Consider the following 16407-nt stretch of genomic DNA (forward strand, 5'->3'; position numbering starts at 1 on the left):
TCGGGGCTGGTCCGTCGTTAGGCGTATCAGTCTCTGTGACCAAGAACTGGAACGACATCAATGCAAATACGGGAGAGAACACTATTGATGTCACGGTCACGTCGGAAACCACCGGGGAATCAGACCCGAATACAGGGGATGAGTCGCAGCGAGGCGAACGTACTAGTTCTCTAGTAGATCAATCGTCCGGAAGCCAAGAACCATTGGACCCGGAGCGCATCATTTCCATTACGCAACCTTATTGCTTTTCCTTGGACGGTACCGGACAACTCGATTGTTTTGAGACTGCCTCGATCGTCTGTGGTGACGAAGGCAGCCAATGGGTGATTCAGGCACAGTACCCGGCGAATGATCTTGCCGCTATCGAGCGTGTCGGCTCACCGTTTTGTTCGGATCCGGCCGAGCCGGTGATATTAGATCCCGCTTCCGGGACTTCGGATACTCCGCCGATGCCGGTGGTGACGTTGGCTGATTTCCGGGCCTTGGATATTGCCCCGTCGGAGATCGAGTCTGACTCCGGTGGCTTTGGTTTGATTCGGGGGAATACGAATTTCTTCGCGACTGAGGAGGACCAGACGTTGAACACCACGATGTTGGGTCAGCAGGTGGCGATTCAGGCGGTTCCGGTGCAGTGGACCTGGGACTACGGGGACGGCTCGGAGCAGTTGTCGAATCCGTACCCGGGTGGGCCGCAGGTGGAGTTCAACCAGGAGACCACCACCAGCCATGTCTACGAGGACACCGGCCAATACGCAGTGGGGCTGACCACGTCCTACCGGGGGCAGTTTTCCGTCAATGATGGGCCGTGGATCGCGATCCCGGGCACTGCCGAGGTCCCGAGTGCACCGGTCACCGCGGACATCTGGCGGTCCCAGTCCAAGAACGTCGCCGACGACTGCCACGAAAACCCCGAAGGTTGGGCCTGCGGCAACCCCTTCGTCGACGGATAATCTGGCGCTGGCGCAGAAGTCACCGGAGGGACAGCCACGTTATCGGGATTGGAGGTCTCGGCGGCGGTAGCCCCAGAATCCCACCGCCGTGAGTGCCACGGCGATGGCCGTCATCGCCAGCAACGGTGCCGCCTCGGCGTCCTGTCCGGGTAGGGCCGGCGTGTGTGTGAAGGGGGAGAGGTCCAGGGCCCAGTCCGGCAGCTGAAGCAGGTCGCCGAGGAACAGGGCCAGGGCGATCCATACGACGAACAACCAGGCGAGCAAGGTCCACCGGGGCTGGAATCCGAACAGGGCCAGGGCCAGTGAGGTGGCCACCAGCAATGCCGGCAGGTAAGCCGCGGCGGCGAGGGCCATCTCCCCGACCCAGTGCGCGTCCCCGGTGCCCGCCCAGACCCCCACGCCGACGCCGACGCCTCCGAGCAGGGTGAGGAGGGCGACCTCGATAATCACCGTGACGGACCACCCCGCCAGATAGCCGGAACGCGTGCGGCCGGAGACGAGCAGCAGTTCCGATCTACCGGTAGACTCCTCACCCTGCAGGGCCAGGATGCCGGAGACCCCCAGGATCAGCGGGGCGATCATCACGAAGGACAGGATGACCGCTGCGAACTCTGCGGTCAGGTCCGTACCTTCCACGGCGATCCACTCGGCGAGAGCCGGGTTCTCTTCCAGCATGTCGTCGAGCGAATTGGCCAGGGCCCCCATCGCGATGGCAAAGAAGAACACGCCGACGCCCCATGCCAGGGCCGAGCCTCGCTGGAGTCGCCCGGCCAGGCCGGCGATGGAGTGCAAGCTGCCGGCCGCCGTCGCCGGTCCGCGGCGTGCCGGACGCAGTCCGGCACCGAGATCACGCCGGTGGGACAAGATGATGGCCAGCGCAAACAGGACAACGATCACGGCAAGGGACACGGCCAGCGGCCACCAACGCAGGTCCACGAAGAGACGAGTCTGTTGGGCCCAGGCGAAGGGGGAGAACCAGGACAGCCAGGAACCGGTGTTCTCGATCACGTCACCCACGCCTCGGAGCAGGTAGGCCACGGCAACTCCCGCCATGGCCATGCCGGTGGCGCTGCGGGCGTGCTCGGTCAGCTGGGCGGCCACAGTGGCCAGGGCAGCGAAGACCAATCCGGTCAGGGCGGTGCCGGATCCAAGGGCCAGCGAACTGTCCAGTCCCAGGTCCTCATGGCCGACGGAGACCAGCCCAAGAGTGGTGGCCGCACCGACGAGGAAGCAGGCCAGCGCCACGGTCCCGACTGCCGCAGTGGCCGGAGCAAAACGGCCGACTGGAAGGGCTCGGATCATCTCCAAACGTCCGGATTCCTCCTCCGCGCGGGTGTGGCGGACTGCCAGGAGGATGCCCATGATGGCGGCAGTGAGGAACACGTAGAGGCTGAGCTCGTTGGCCACCATGGCACCGAAGGTGTAGTCGTCCGTAGCGAAGGCCGGCCCGGTCATCATGATGGTGGCCGGGTTGGTCAGCAGGGCACCGCGCGCCTGGATGGCCTCTTCGGTGGTGAAGGCCTGGTCCAGCGAGTACACCGATCCGTAGACGCCCAGCCCCACCGCGACCGTCCAGAGGAGGATACGGACCCGGTCGAGTCGGAGGTTGAGCCTCAGCAACGCGCCGGTCCCGGTGAACGGGGAACCGGCCTTCGGCGCCGCATGGGCCGGGCCAGCCCCCAGAGGACGACGCCGGCCGAGCGCCGTCATCGCGATCCCTCCCGCTGGCCCTGCTCAGGTTGGCGGTCTCGGTCCTCGTCGCCATCGCCGTAGTGACGCAGGAAGAGATCCTCCAGGGACGGCGGCGCGATCGTCAGGTTCTGCACCCCGGTATCGGCCAGTACGCCGAGCACCCGGGTCAGGTGGTGATGGTCGACGTCGAAGCGGACGCGCCCGTGATCGACGGCCAGGTCGTGGACGCCCTCAAGCCCATCCAGCCCATGCATCCCGGACGGTCCTGCGGTAGCGGGCGGGCCGGCGTCGAGGGTGGCATTCACCGTGGACCTGGTCAGGTGACGCAGGTCGTCCAAGGTGCCGCTTTCCACAGCCTTTCCCGCACGGATGATCGTGACCGTGTCACAGAGCTTCTCCACCTCAGCCAGGATGTGGCTGGACAGCAGCACGGTCCTGCCTTCGTCCCGGAGGGCGCGAACCTCGGCCTGGAAGATGGCCTCCATCAGGGGGTCCAGACCGGACGTGGGCTCGTCGAAGACGAACAGATCTGCATCCGAGGCGAGGGCGGCCACGAGGGCCACCTTCTGACGATTGCCCTTGGAGTACGTGCGGGCCTTCTTGGTCGGATCCAACTCGAAGCGTTCGAGCAGTTGCTCGCGGCGGACGCTGTTCGCGCGCTTGCCCTCCCGGCGGTGTTCCTGACCACCCAGACGGGCCAGCACGTCGATGGCCTCACCACCGGTCAGGTTGGGCCACAAACTTGCGTCGCCGGGAACATAGGCGAGCCGACGGTGGATGGCGACCTGGTCCGCCCAGGCATCCTGACCCAGGACTCGGACCGTGCCCGAATCGGCTCGGAGCAGGCCCAGCAGAATGCGGATCGCGGTCGACTTACCGGCACCGTTCGGTCCGAGGAAACCCGTGACCTGGCCGGTGGGCACGTCCAGATCGAAGCCGTCGAGGGCACGGGTGGTGCCGAAGGTCTTGACCAGGCCCTTTGCGTCGACGGCGATCGCCGGCGTGGCTGGTTGGGAGGTCATGATGTGGTCCTTTCGGTGCTCTGGGCAGAGCCCTGTCCCTCAAGGTAGGCATCCAACAGGGTGGAATCCGTGAGGAGCGGTTCGGTGAAGATCTCCAGGGTGGGCTGGAGGATACGGTCCACGTACGCGGCAAACCAGGCCGGCAACTCGGTCAGGTTCAGGGGGTCCTTCCCTGCGGGAAGGTTCAGCAGCAGGGATCCGAGTGCGAAGTCGGTGAGGAGGCGTGCCCTGGCAGTTTCGTCCCGGCTGGGGGAGACGGTGCCCGCGCGCACGCCCTCCCTGAGGTAGTCGACCGTGTCTGCCACCATTCCTTCGACAAGCCGACTCGTGAGTTCACCACCGCTTTGCAAGCAGCGCAGGATGTAGCCGACGAGAGGGGCATAGCCCTCAATCTGGGCCAATTGGGCCAACATCGCCGCGGGTGCGCCGGCGGGCAGCATCAGTTCGGCCTTGTTGACCCGGATCGAGGCCTGAACATAATCGTCACAGGCGCTGCGCAGCCCGGCGCGGGAACCGAAGTGGTGCATGATCAGCCCCGCGCTGACGCCGGCGTCAGAGGCGATGGAGCGCAGTGGGGCTTCCAGACCGTCCTGGGCGAACCGCAGGATGGCAGCGTCCCGGATCCGGGCCTTGGTGGTCTGATCATCGGATCCTGAACGCATGTTCAATACACTAAACGTCTGTTCAAAACGGCGTCAAGGGTTGAGAGTGACCGGGGGAGAAGGAGCCCGTCGCCTGGTCAATAAATCATTCATCCACCCGAGGTAGTCACCGGAAGGGGCAGGCTGGCATCGAGCATGTAGAAGGAGTCCGGATTGAAGTCGATGACGACCTCATCGCCGACGACCGCGTCTGGGACATTGGACAAGTCCAGCGTGATCACGTTGCGATGGTTGAGCAGGACCGGAACCTCCTGGCCGCCGACACTGAAGACCACCTGGGTCTCCCTGGCCGGGACATGGGTGATCACCCCGACTTTCTTCGGGGCGCGGGTGGGCTCGGTGCAGCCGTAATCGATGCACCAGCCCGCAGGGAGGGTCTTGACCTGCTGGAGTTCCATGGTCCATGAGTAGACGCGGTTCTCGGCGCTGCCACCGAAGAACATCCCGCCGATCCGCAAGAGGTCGTAGTACAACGGATCGAGTTCGTTCAGCAGCACGTCGCTCGCGCCGGCATGGATGAGGGCATCCTGCCCCAATCCCGCGTCCCTGATCTGCGCTACGGCACCGTCAAAACGGGTCTTCTGGGCCACGGTGGTGTTGGTGGTGTCGCCAACCTGGATGGCGGCTGCATCGTGTTCCGTGACGCTGGAGAAGTGGGTGGCGATTCCGGTGAGTTCCAGGTGCTTGGCCTCCTCCACCGCACGGGCCAGCGGAAGCGCCTGGTCGGGGGTGACACCCTCCCGGCCCATCCCGGTGTCGACCCAGAGGTGGACCCGCAGCGTGCCACCCGTTCCCGCCACGATCTCTTCCGCCGCCGCGACCCAGGCCGGATCCGTGGCTGCGACCTCGATGTCGTAGTGCAGCATCAACGGGATGTCTTCGATCTGAGAGACATACAGGATGGCAATCTTCGACTCGATGCCGGCTTCCCGGAGAGCGATGGCGTCGTCCAGCTTTGGGACGAAGAAGTAGTCGGGCTGGGCGGCCTCGTTGATGACCTTGCCGAACACGTCCACCGGTTCGCCGTTCTTCAGAACGGCGCCCAGCTGGACATCCTCAGGGAAGCCGGCGCGGATCTCCTCGGCATGCTTGCGCACGGTCTGCGTTTCCACCGTCAGGATCGGCATGTCCTGCGTGCCGTTCGTCGTGTAGGTATAGGACGCCGTCTCCGCGATGCGGTTCCCGTCGGCACTGAGGGCTACATCTACCGTCCCCGGCACGTCGTGTTCCGGGGCGAGGCAGGCGTGCCGGAACGAGGCCTCGTCGAAGGCGCACTCGACGGCGGCCGCGTCGCCGAAGGCTGCCGTGACGGGTCCATCGGGGGAGACGCCGGTGTCCACGAGGACGAGGTTGCCACCCTGCACCCCGCCGTGCGAAGGGGTCAGGGCGACGGAGCCGGTCGGGCGACCCACGGCTTCCGCCTGCAGATTCGTGTTGCCGGCCTGCACACATCCGGCCAAGGCCAGCGCCGAGAGCCCCAGGACCGGGGTCACCAGCTTCCACGTCCGGCCGGACTGCGTGCCCACCTTGTTCTGTCGACCCATGAGAATCTTTTTCCCTCCGTGTTGATGCGATGGTGCGTTTCGGACCCAACGTCGAGAGAACTCTCGTGGGATGCACGATGGTGTCCACGATTGGACGCTATCCGGAGCCGTGGGCGGACTAACGAGTACCGTCCACCCGAATGCCACGTAGGCGACGACGAACCTGTCCGTAGGCCACGGCCGCCTGCCTTCACCCACCCGGATCAAACGCCGATAATCTACATTATGTCAACTTAAAGCTCCGCAACACTCTCCTGCCGTGAGGCGATGACCTCCCATCTGCTGCGCTTGACCCCGACGCAACGTCACGGTTTGGACTATCCGTATGTCTCTCGTACCCATCGCGTATCTCACGTCCTACGTCCTCTCCTTGCTGGGTAACTCGATCGCTGCGATCGCTTTGCCACTCATCGTGTTGCAGACCACCGGCAGCGCCCTCGGCGCGGGGACGGTGGCCGCGGCGACGGCAATCCCGGCGGTTCTCGCCGGCATCCTTGCCGGCGTCTTGATCGACCGCATCAACCGTCGTACGGCGTCGGTGGTCGCCGACCTCATTTCGGCCGCGTCGATCGCGGCGCTACCGCTCGTCGACATGATCAGTGGTTTGACCCTGGGCTGGTTCGTGATCCTCGGCATCGTCGGCTCGTTGGGCGACGTCCCGGGCATGACGGCACGTGAGGCGCTGATTCCCTCGATCCTGCGGCACAGCCGGGTCAGTGCCGAGCGTCTCCTCGGACTGCGCGAGAGCCTCGGTGCAGTGGCCATATTGTTGGGGCCCGCAGCAGCTGGCATGCTCATGGTGATGTTCGACGGCTCCACGGTGCTGTGGATCACGGCCGCGACATCGCTCGCGGCAGCGCTCACCACGATGCTCCTGCCGCGAGCCGTAGGCTCGTACTCCGGCGACGCGTCGCCGACATCGTCGCGCACGGCATGGTCGCAGCTGCGCGACGGTTGGAGTGTACTGTTCCGGACGCCGTTCCTCATCGCGATCACCCTGTTGAGCATGGCCTCGGCTCTGGTGATCGCGGCAATGCAGGGACTCGTGCTGCCCGTGTTCTTCACCGCTGAGGGACAGCCGGCCCTGTTGGGCTTCGTGCTCAGCGCACTTGCGGCCGGAACCCTGCTGGGCAGCGGTGCGTACGCGATCTTTGGCACGCGCGGGCGGCGGCGCGTCTGGTTCGTCACGGGACTTGTGGGCACGACGGTAGGCATCGCGACGATTGCGACACTCGGGTCGGTGTGGGTCGTGCTCGTGGGTGCGTTCATCATTGGTCTCGCGAGCGGATTGTTCAGCGCGCTCACCGGCGTGCTCCAGGTTGAGCGGATCCCGGAGGCAATGCGTGGCCGCATTATGGGGACGCAGAACGCGATGATGACCCTGGCGCCGTCGTTGGGCATCATGCTCGTGGGCGTGGTCACGGAGTTCGCGGGCCTGCAAGTGGCTGGGCTGACGCTACTCGGCGTGTGGGTCGTCGCGTTCGTGTATGCCCTCGCCACACGGTCACTCCGTAGACTCGAGCGATCAGAGATGGAAAGCGGCGGGTCCTCCCCCGTCGGTCCGAAGGCGGAGGCGGTGAACGCAGGTGCAGAGCGCTGAGTTGGCGTCGCTCGCCGGGGTGACAGTGCGCACCCTGCGGCACTACCACCAGATCGGCATCCTGCCGGAGCCGGAGAGGGCTGCGAACGGGTACCGTCGCTACGGCGTCCATGACCTCATCCGAGTGCTGCGGATCCGCCGGCTCGTCGCGGTGGGTGTGCCTCTCGAGGAGACGCCGAGGCTGCTCGATGAGCCCGTCGCCGGCGGTTCGTTGGAGGCGAATGCACTGCTGGATCGTCTCGAAGCGGAGCTGATGTCGCAGGAGGTACGCATCGCGGCGCAGCGTGCGGTGATCCGGAGGCTGCGCGGCGAGTCCGGCGCCCTCGACATACCGCCCGAACTCGGCCGGTTCCTCCGCGCAATGTCCGGCATCGCACCATCAAGAGAGGTGGAACGGATCGACCGCGACCAGACAGTGCTGCTGGCGCATCTGGTGGGAGAGTCGGGCTTGCCGCAGCTCGTTGGCTTCCTGGAGCGACTGAGTGCCCCGGAAGTCCTGCCGACTCTGACAGACGTCGCGTCCCGGTTCTATCATTTGGATCAGCACACGAGCGAGTCCCAGCTCGACGGGTTCGTCGAAGATTTCGTCACGTCACTCGATCCGGTGCTGCGTTCCCTCGCTGAGGAGGATTTCGCTCTCGATCTGACGAACGCCACCAGCCTCCTCGCCGAGTATTCTGAGACGACGCTCACGCCGATGCAGCAGCACGCGCTGGCCAGGATCGGCGAACGCCTCGATACGCCCTCGCAGATTTGAGCATCCCTTCCGCCGGTGAAGCTACGAGCGGCCATCGCTGCCTCGAGCTGGTACTTCTTCCTCGATTCGGTCGGATCGGTGTTGCGGGACACGAATGTCGTACGTCCCCTGGCGCCGTAGCGAGCAAGGCGACAATGTCGGTCGGTCGTCAACTCCGGGTCTCGTACCTGGTCAGGAGCACACCATCGGGAAACGTCCGGGTCTCCACCAGGCTCAGGTTCACCCAGTGGTCCAGGGCCGTGAAGAACGGCGTGCCGCCCCCCACCAGGACCGGGTGCGTGACGATCGCGTACTCGTCGATCAGCCCGGCCCGCATGGCCGCCGCGGCGAGGGCTGCGCCGCCGATGTCCATCGGGCCACCCTCCTCGGTCTTGAGCCGGGTGATCTCGGTGACAGCGTCGCCGGCGACCAGGCGGGCGTTCCAGTCGACCGTGCGGGTCGTCGAGGAGAACACCACCTTCGGCATGTCCCGCCAGCGGCGGGCGAACTCGATGTGCGCCGGTGTGGCCCCAGGCTGCTGGTCGGCGGTCGGCCAGTGGGAACTCATCGCCTCCCACAGCTTGCGCCCGTACAGCGCCAGTCCCGTCACACCCACCCGGTCGGACCACCACTGGAACAGCTCGTCGCTCGGCACGCTCCAACCGAGATCGTCGCCGGGCGCGGCAATGTAGCCGTCCAGACTCACGTTCATCCCCCAGGTCAGTTTCCGCATGGCGTCAGTGTCCCGTGAGTCGGTATCCGGCGTACAGTCCAGCATTGCGCGGAAAATTCATCAGGCAGACGCGCCGGGCAGGCCGGCCTGGTCCGCGGTCAGGCCCGCGGTCAGGCGAAGGGCTGAGATGCGGTGTTCAGCGCCCGAAGTTCGGCATCGGTCAGGGTCAGGGAGCCGGAGGCGACCAGTGCGGGAAGCTGTTCGGGAGTGGATGCCGAGGCGATCGGAGCGGTGACCCCCTGGGTTAGCTGCCAGGCCAGGGCCACCGTTGCGGGCTCGACGCCGCGGGATTCGGCCACCCGCACCAACTCCTCCACTACGGCGAATCCGTCCTCGTTGGCATATCCCTCGACCATGTTCTGGCGGGACCTGCCCTCGAGATCGGCGGCTGACCGGTACTTGCCCGTGAGGAAACCGGACGCCAGGGCGAAGTACGGGAAGGTCGCAGCGCCGAACTCACGCGCCACCGGAAGGTAGGCGGATTCGAAATCCTGGCGGTGCACCAGGTTGTACTGCGGCTGGATGGCCACCGGTACCGCGAGACCGTTCGCGGTGGCGTACTCGAACCACTGGCGCATGCGCTGAGGCGAGTAGTTGGACAGCGCGATGTGGCGAACCTTGCCGGAGGCGACCAGCCCGTCGTAGGTGGTGGCCTGATCTTCGATCGAGACGTTCTCGTCGTCATAGTGCGCGTAGTACACGTCGATGTAGTCGGTCTGCAGTCGATCCAGTGACGCCTCCAGGGCCGCCACGACGGAATCATGCTGTTGGTTGTCATAGGGCGCCAGGCCGCCCATCTTCGTCGCCAGGACAACCGTGTCCCGAGTGCCACGGGCGGCGAACCACTCCCCCAGGACCTTTTCCGAATCGCCGCCGGTATGGTCGCCGGCCCAGACCGCATACAGGTCTGCCGTGTCGATCAGGGTGCCGCCGGCCTCGACGAAGGCGTCCAGCACGGCGAAGGAGGCTTCCTGATCCGAGGTCCACCCGAAGGTGTTGCCGCCCAGAACGAGTGGCAGGGTCGTGTACTCGGTGTCCTGGAGAGTGATCGTGGTGGTCTGCAGCATGTTCGAGGAAGTCATCCGATCACCCTATCGGCCGCCCGGACTGCGGTGCCCAACTCTCCACCGCAACGCCTCTGTCCACTAATGTGTCCATCACCGCCTTCAAGGAGCATTGCCATGTTGCTGGAACGGATCTATGACCACGACCTGTCCCAGGCCAGTTACCTGATCGGCTGTCAGAAGACCGGGGAAGCCATCGTGGTGGACCCCCGTCGAGACATCCAGGAGTACCTAGATCTCGCTGCCCGGAACGGGATGCAGATCATCGCCGTGACAGAGACCCACATCCATGCCGACTATCTCTCAGGGTCCCGAGAACTCGCCCACGCGACCGGCGCCACGCTCTGGGTCTCGGCGGAGGGCGGTCCGGACTGGCATTACGGTTTCGAAGCCGAGCGATTGCATGACCGCGACACGGTCGCCCTGGGCAACATCGTCCTCCAGGCGCTGCACACCCCCGGGCACACCCCGGAGCACCTGTCCTTCCTCGTCACCGATGGCGCCGTCACCACCGAGCCGGGGTATCTTCTCTCGGGAGATTTCGTGTTCGCGGGAGATCTCGGTCGTCCCGATCTCCTCGACGAGGCGGCCGGTGACGTGGACACCCGTTTCGAGGGCGCCCGGCAGCTGTTCGCCTCCCTCCGGGACGTCTTCCTCACGCTTCCTGACCACGTGCAGGTCTTTCCGGGCCACGGAGCCGGATCGCCGTGTGGCAAGGCGCTCGGTGCGTTGCCGTCCACCTCCGTGGGCTATGAGCGGCTGTACTCGTGGTGGGGCAAACATCTGGCGGCCGGGGACGAGGACGGTTTCATCCACGAGCTGCTCGATGGTCAACCGGACGCCCACGCCTACTTCGCGCGCATGAAACGCCAGAACCGCCAGGGACCAGCAGTCGTGGGTCCCAGGGCGGCGCTGGTCGAACAGGACATCTCCACGGTCGCCGCCGGACTGGACAACGGAACCCTCGTGCTCGTGGACACCCGCCCGGTAGAGGCGGTCCACCGCGGGACAGTGCGGGATGCGCTGTCCCTGCCCAACCCAGGCAAGGTGGCCAGCCACGGAGCGTGGGCCTACGACCCTGAGCTGGACTCGACCCCGATCGTCCTCCTGGCCGAGGACGGCGAGCAGGCTCACCGGCTCTGGAACCACCTGGTCCGTGTTGGCATCGACCGAGTGGTGGGATACGTCAGGAGCATCGAGGGCCTACCGAGCAGCACACCCCTTCGCGTCTCCCCCGCCGACCTCGATTCCGCTGACCACGCCGTGCTGCTGGATGTACGCAGCAAGGGCGAGTATGCCGATGGGCACATCCCCGGCGCCCGGCAACTCAATGCCGGCAAGGTCCTGTGGAATCTGGATGCGCTCCCCCGCCAACGAGTCATCGTGACCTATTGCCAGACCGGCATCCGCAACTCCGTGGCGGCCTCTGCCCTGCGCCGGGCCGGCTTCACCATCGCCGAACTGGAGGGGTCATATGCCGGCTGGCAGGCCTGGAAGGCTCGGTCTCCGGAACCCTCAGGGACACCCATGCACGACGCCGGCCGCGCACCCACCGCAGAGCCCGTCGCCTGAGTCTGTTCCGACGGCCGCTTCGCTCCTAGGCTGTGGGGATGACCACCGACCTGCCGCAGGTTCCTGCGGGGCCCGCCTATGGACTCCAGCTCTGCGTTGACTGTGCACGCCCGCACGAGCTCGCGGATTGGTGGGCCGAAGCTCTCCGCTGGGAGATCGAGACCCAGGATGAGGACTTCATCCGCCGCATGGTGGCCGAGGGCCACGCCAGCGATGCCGAGACCAACACCCACCGTGGCCGGTTGGTGTGGGCCAGCGGCGCCGCCATCAATCCGCCCGTGAACGCTGAGGGAGCGGGTGATCGGCCGCGCATCCTCTTCCAGGCCGTTCCCGAATCCAAGTCCGTCAAGAACAGGGTCCACTGGGACCTGCGCGAACCCGGCGCCGATGATGAGCGCCGCGCCGGTGAACTGCTCCGCTTGGTCGACCTGGGCGCCACGCAGGTCGGCACTGGACGCCAGGGCCCGTGGACCTGGACCATTCTGCAGGACCCGGAGGGCAATGAATTCTGTCTCTAGGTGCTGAGCGCCAGGGACCGACCCAGTGCCAGTTCCCCTACCGTGCGCCCAGCGGGCTCTCAGTGCATCAAGCCAGCAGAACGGCCACGCCAACACAGGCGCACGCCCACAATTGGCTCGCGAAGGTCCCGAGGATGAACCGTTCGGCCGCGCCGGATTTGCCCAGTTCCGAATACCGGCCCAGAGCCTTGACCGCCAGAATGATCGCCAGTCCTTCGGGCCAGCCCATGATCAGCGTTGAAGCCACGGCCAATCGCTCGAGGACGCCGATCCATGCTCCGCCTCGCAAAACCGGCTGTGCGTTGATCTCCTCGTTGAAGACCTTCTCGCCCTTCGGTCCCGTCAGGATCCGTTGGTGCTCCGGGTGGGACGCGTTGAAGGACAGCCGCAGGACCGCCAGCGTGGGAGAACCGCCGCCCACCGTCGCCGCCAGTACAGCCAAAGGTCCGGAGACAGCCCACCCCGCTCCCCCGCCCGAGAGCAGCGCCACCACGGCGGCCGCGCCCAACAGGAGGATCTGGACCAGCGCGGAGCAGTACAACCAGATCTGTGGACGGCCAGGCCTTCCACGCCATCGCTCTTGGTACTGGGGCACACCGACCAGGCCGGACACCACCAGCAGGACCACTGACATCTCGGCCAAGCCTGTCATCCCTGACCTCCTGATCCACCTTCGCCATCGACCAGCCGGTCAACGCGCTCCAGCATGCCAGAGACCACGGACGCCAGACGCCTGGACTCACCCCACATTCCCGTGCGCAGCCGCGAACTCACCGCCTGCTGGGTGACACCCAACTCACGAGCAGCCTCACGTTGTGTCTTGCCGGCGTCCACCAGTCGGCCGGCATCCTGGCCTTCCTCGCTGCGCCGATGCTCAAGTTCCGCCAGCAACTGCAGGCCCGACTCGATCGCCTCCAGCAGCTCGGACACCTCATCCCCCACCGGACCGGCCACGGCCACACGGCCGGGCGAATGCTTGGCCCGCTCGACGGCGATGCGGGCGTATTCGAAGGCGGGCCCGGCACCGGCACGGGTCTCCGCAGGCAGTGGCTGGCGTACCTGACCGACCCCGATTCCCACGCTCCAATGGCCGGACCGCGCCGCCGAGAGGGCGATGCCCACCACGATCTCGGCCCGATCCACCACGCCCTGCACCTCGTCGCCCGCCGTCCGCTGGAACGGGCGGACGATGCCACGGCCGGCCTCGTTCTCCTCCTGCTCCACGAGTCCCTCGATGAGGGCGGCCACCCGATCCGGTCCCCGGCTGGAAGCACGCTGGTCCATCGTCATCACGAACATTCCACAAACCTAGTGTTTAGTAGAAGCAGACACAAGGGCAAGATCTTGTTTCAAGCGGGGCCTCTAGAGTGGAGGGATGCCCGCTTCTTCGGAGACCTCGCCCCCGGCCGATCCACGGACGACGCAGCACCCGCCCACTCGAGCCTCGCGCTGGATGTGGATTGGACTGACGCTGGACGCGGTGTTAATCGTCCTCTTTGCCGCGCAGGGGCGCACGACGCACGAGTCCGGCATGGACCTCGGCGGCCTTCTCTTCACCGCGCTCCCCTTCCTGTTGGCCTGGGCGATCGCCACCGCCGTCACACGCCCGCACCGCACCTGGGCGCAGATCTGGCCGGCCGGCGTCGTGGTGTGGCTGGTGACCGTGGCGGGCGGCCTCGCGCTGCGGGTGGCCTTCGGCGGCACGGCCGCCCTGGCGTTCCAGTGGGTGACGGCAGGCGCCCTGGCCGTGCTCCTCCTGGGCCGCCGCGCCGTCACCGCGCTTATCCTGCGATCGCGACGTCGACGCCGGTCCTAGGATGGCTTCGAGACCAGACGAACCCAACAGAAGCACCCAGGAGGAACCACGATGGTGACAGCCTTCGTCATGATCAAGACCGACCCGGACCGCATCCCGGAGTGTGCAGAGCAGTTGGCCGACCTGAACGGCGTCACGTCCGTCTACTCGGTGACGGGGAACTGGGACCTCGTGGCCATGGTCCGCCTGCGCCAGTACGACGACCTCGCTGACGTCATCGCAGACCAGATGTCCAAGGTGGAGGGCATCCGGGACACCGAGACCATGCTCGCCTTCCGCGCCTACTCACGCCATGATCTGGAAGAGGGATTCGCCCTCGGCTTCGAGAACATCGAGCAGTAGCAGCCCTCGGCCGAACGGGACGGCCCTGAAGGGCGCCCAGCGAGCCCGGCAACCCCGGTGCCTCCGCGGTGACAATGGCGACTGAGGTGACCGTGACGACCGGGATCAGGAGTGCGAGACCTGCACCCAGGAATCCAGAGCGCCCCGGGCGGCGCCGGAATCGATCGATTCCGCCGCCCGCACCATGTTCGCCTTGATCCTGTCGAAGAGATGCCCCTCCGCCGAGGTGTCGAAGGCGGTGAGGCCAGCGGCCGCGTTGAGCAGCACCGCATCGCGGACCGGGCCCACCTGGCCTGCCAAAAGGTCGCGGACGATCCCGGCGTTGTGCTGGCCATCCCCACCGGCCAAGGCCTCGACGGCCGCCAGATCGATCCCGAAGTCCTGTGGATTGAGTTCATGTTCGGTCACCACACCGTTGCGGATCTCGAAGATGGTCGACGGGCCGGACGTGGTGATCTTGTCGCGGCCATCGCTGCCGCGGAAGACGAGACCGCGCAGTCCGCGGTCAGCCAGCACACCAGCCAGCAACGGGGCCATGCGGGCACTGGCACATCCCAGCGCCTGGGCACGCACGCCCGACGGGTTGGTCAGCGGTCCGAGGTAGTTGAAGACGGTCGGCACGCCCAGCTGCTTGCGCGCCGGGGCCACGTACTTCATGGACGGATGGTACCCCTGCGCGAACAGGAAGGTGATTCCAGCCGTCGTGGCACACTCAAGCACCTTGTCCACTGACATGGACAGGTCCACCCCGAGGGCCTCGATCACGTCGGCCGCGCCGGCCGTGGAGGACGCGCCACGGTTGCCGTGCTTGACGACGGTCGCACCCGCACCCACGGCCACCAATGAGGACATGGTGGAGATGTTGACCGTTCCGAGCTTGTCCCCGCCGGTGCCGACGATGTCCAGGGTCTCCCCCGGGACCTCAAGATGCACCGCGTTGTCCAGCATGACCTGGGTCAGGCCCAGCAGTTCCCCGACAGTCTCCCCCTTGGCGGCGAGGGCCACCAGGAACCCGGCGATCTGCGCGTCCGTGGCGTTGCCGGACATGATCTCCCGCATCGCCCACATGGCCTCGTCGGTGGTGAGGTCCTGGCGGGACACCAACCGACCGAAGACGAAAGGCCAGGACAGGGATGCAGTCGACGAAGTACTCACGCGATTCATGCTATCCCCGCACCGGCAGGCCCCCGAAGCGTGAGACCGTCTGTTGCAGACGACGTGGTGCGGGTCATACTCTCAGTCTCGGGCGACCAGCATGGAGACCGAAGTCGAGTAGGTGCAGTCAATTCTCCCGTCCCTCTTCCCAGACGGGCTGCATTAGGACATACTCATGACTCGTAACCTCATGGCCAGCCCGGTCGGAAACATCGACTGACCTGCAATCCTGCGAGATTGCTGGACATTCCTGGCCAACTGGGTGGGAAATCGGTCAACACGGGAAGAACGTGAAACGCCGAAACGTTCGTCGCATTGGAGCCATTGGGTGTTTTAGGGCCATAATGGCTGGGTGACGACTGCAACCCATGCCCTCCCCCGGCCCGCAACAGGGCTCCCCAGCCGACCCAATATGGTGCAAGTGGGCACCATGGTCTGGCTTTCCAGCGAGCTGATGTTCTTCGGCGGCCTCTTCGCCATGTACTTCACTTTGAAGTCCACCTCCCCTGAATTGTGGGCCGAGAGCACCGCGACGCTGAATGTTCCCCTCGCGTTCGTGAACACCCTGATCCTCGTGGCCAGCTCCTTCACGGCCCAGGCCGGCGTGTTCGCTGCCGAGCGCCTCCAGCCGCGCCGCACCGGAGGCCTGCTCGCCCTCAAGAGCTGGGGCATGGTCGAGTGGTTCATCCTCACCTTCATCATGGGCGCGATCTTCGTCTCCGTGCAGTGCTACGAGTACGCGGTGCTCGTCTCCCACGGCATCACGATCGACGCCAATGCCTATGGTTCCGCCTTCTACATCACGACGGGCTTCCACGCCATCCACGTGACCGGCGGACTCATCGCCTTCCTCTTCATCATCGGACGCGCCTACCTGGCCAAGCGCTTCGGTCACCACGAGGCCACCTCGGCCATCGTCGTCTCCTACTACTGGCACTTCGTCGATGTCGTCTGGATCGCCCTCTTCGCCATCGTCTACTTCCTGAAATAGGCGCAGCCGT

Annotated in this window: 17 protein-coding genes; 8 read left to right on the top strand and 9 right to left on the bottom strand. The window is 65.8% G+C overall.

What is annotated here, in order from left to right; genetic code table 11:
- Window positions 1–35 precede the first annotated feature (35 nt).
- Window positions 36–950, top strand: coding sequence for a PKD domain-containing protein (locus BOSE125_RS17940; RefSeq protein WP_236557850.1), 915 nt, complete (start codon window positions 36–38; stop codon window positions 948–950).
- A gap of 39 nt (window positions 951–989) precedes the next feature.
- Here the strand turns inward: BOSE125_RS17940 and BOSE125_RS06550 are convergent, their stop codons facing one another.
- From BOSE125_RS06550 to BOSE125_RS06565, 4 genes are all read right to left on the bottom strand, one after another.
- Window positions 990–2660 (bottom strand): ABC transporter permease, encoded by a 1671-nt coding sequence (locus BOSE125_RS06550; protein ID WP_236557851.1) that lies wholly within the window; start codon window positions 2658–2660, stop codon window positions 990–992.
- Window positions 2657–3664 carry an ABC transporter ATP-binding protein gene (locus BOSE125_RS06555; RefSeq protein WP_159551070.1) on the bottom strand — a complete coding sequence of 336 codons (1008 nt, stop codon included), beginning with the start codon at window positions 3662–3664 and terminating at the stop codon, window positions 2657–2659. Before BOSE125_RS06555 ends, BOSE125_RS06550 begins: the two co-directional genes overlap by 4 nt.
- Window positions 3661–4326 carry a TetR/AcrR family transcriptional regulator gene (locus BOSE125_RS06560; protein WP_159551072.1) on the bottom strand — a complete coding sequence of 222 codons (666 nt, stop codon included), beginning with the start codon at window positions 4324–4326 and terminating at the stop codon, window positions 3661–3663. Before BOSE125_RS06560 ends, BOSE125_RS06555 begins: the two co-directional genes overlap by 4 nt.
- Window positions 4327–4415: 89 nt before the next feature.
- Entirely contained in the window at window positions 4416–5870 is a 1455-nt protein-coding gene (locus BOSE125_RS06565) for an alanine racemase (RefSeq protein WP_159551074.1), read from the bottom strand.
- A 325-nt stretch (window positions 5871–6195) separates the two neighbouring features.
- Between BOSE125_RS06565 and BOSE125_RS06570 the strand changes: the two genes are divergently transcribed.
- Together BOSE125_RS06570 and BOSE125_RS06575 are read left to right on the top strand one after the other, a co-directional pair.
- Entirely contained in the window at window positions 6196–7470 is a 1275-nt protein-coding gene (locus BOSE125_RS06570; RefSeq protein ID WP_159551076.1) for an MFS transporter, read from the top strand.
- Window positions 7457–8227: a MerR family transcriptional regulator gene (locus BOSE125_RS06575; RefSeq protein ID WP_159551078.1), complete on the top strand. Its 771-nt coding sequence runs from the start codon at window positions 7457–7459 to the stop codon at window positions 8225–8227. The genes BOSE125_RS06570 and BOSE125_RS06575 overlap by 14 nt, the downstream gene beginning before the upstream one ends.
- A gap of 148 nt (window positions 8228–8375) precedes the next feature.
- On the opposite strand, the gene BOSE125_RS06580 is transcribed toward BOSE125_RS06575, so the two are convergent.
- Window positions 8376–8939, bottom strand: coding sequence for a dihydrofolate reductase family protein (locus BOSE125_RS06580; RefSeq protein WP_159551080.1), 564 nt, complete (start codon window positions 8937–8939; stop codon window positions 8376–8378).
- 110 nt (window positions 8940–9049) lie between these two features.
- A complete protein-coding gene (locus BOSE125_RS06585) occupies window positions 9050–10021 on the bottom strand; it encodes an aldo/keto reductase (RefSeq protein WP_236557852.1) in 972 nt (323 codons plus the stop codon).
- Window positions 10022–10120: 99 nt separating this feature from the next.
- On the opposite strand from BOSE125_RS06585, the gene BOSE125_RS06590 reads away from it, so the two are divergent.
- Together BOSE125_RS06590 and BOSE125_RS06595 are read left to right on the top strand one after the other, a co-directional pair.
- Window positions 10121–11575: a rhodanese-like domain-containing protein gene (locus BOSE125_RS06590; RefSeq protein ID WP_159551082.1), complete on the top strand. Its 1455-nt coding sequence runs from the start codon at window positions 10121–10123 to the stop codon at window positions 11573–11575.
- A 38-nt stretch (window positions 11576–11613) separates the two neighbouring features.
- The gene (locus tag BOSE125_RS06595) at window positions 11614–12093 is read left to right on the top strand and encodes a VOC family protein (protein WP_159551084.1); all 480 of its coding nucleotides are present in this window, start codon (window positions 11614–11616) and stop codon (window positions 12091–12093) included.
- A gap of 67 nt (window positions 12094–12160) precedes the next feature.
- Here BOSE125_RS06595 and BOSE125_RS06600 read toward each other — a convergent pair whose 3' ends face one another.
- Both BOSE125_RS06600 and BOSE125_RS06605 read right to left on the bottom strand, forming a co-directional pair.
- Window positions 12161–12745 carry a hypothetical protein gene (locus tag BOSE125_RS06600; RefSeq protein WP_159551086.1) on the bottom strand — a complete coding sequence of 195 codons (585 nt, stop codon included), beginning with the start codon at window positions 12743–12745 and terminating at the stop codon, window positions 12161–12163.
- Window positions 12742–13383, bottom strand: a complete 642-nt coding sequence (locus BOSE125_RS06605) for a hypothetical protein (protein WP_201301151.1) — start codon at window positions 13381–13383, stop codon at window positions 12742–12744. The genes BOSE125_RS06600 and BOSE125_RS06605 overlap by 4 nt, the downstream gene beginning before the upstream one ends.
- An 85-nt stretch (window positions 13384–13468) precedes the next feature.
- On the opposite strand from BOSE125_RS06605, the gene BOSE125_RS06610 reads away from it, so the two are divergent.
- Window positions 13469–13909 (top strand): DUF3054 domain-containing protein, encoded by a 441-nt coding sequence (locus BOSE125_RS06610; protein WP_159551088.1) that lies wholly within the window; start codon window positions 13469–13471, stop codon window positions 13907–13909.
- A gap of 51 nt (window positions 13910–13960) precedes the next feature.
- Window positions 13961–14251: an Lrp/AsnC family transcriptional regulator gene (locus BOSE125_RS06615; RefSeq protein WP_159551090.1), complete on the top strand. Its 291-nt coding sequence runs from the start codon at window positions 13961–13963 to the stop codon at window positions 14249–14251.
- A 105-nt stretch (window positions 14252–14356) separates the two neighbouring features.
- Here the strand turns inward: BOSE125_RS06615 and trpD are convergent, their stop codons facing one another.
- Window positions 14357–15415: an anthranilate phosphoribosyltransferase gene (gene trpD / locus BOSE125_RS06620; RefSeq protein ID WP_159551092.1), complete on the bottom strand. Its 1059-nt coding sequence runs from the start codon at window positions 15413–15415 to the stop codon at window positions 14357–14359.
- A 403-nt stretch (window positions 15416–15818) separates the two neighbouring features.
- On the opposite strand from trpD, the gene BOSE125_RS06625 reads away from it, so the two are divergent.
- Window positions 15819–16397: a heme-copper oxidase subunit III gene (locus tag BOSE125_RS06625; protein WP_201301273.1), complete on the top strand. Its 579-nt coding sequence runs from the start codon at window positions 15819–15821 to the stop codon at window positions 16395–16397.
- Window positions 16398–16407 lie beyond the last annotated feature (10 nt).

The sequence above is a fragment of the Citricoccus sp. K5 genome (assembly GCF_902506195.1).
Classification (GTDB): Bacteria; Actinomycetota; Actinomycetes; order Actinomycetales; family Micrococcaceae; genus Citricoccus.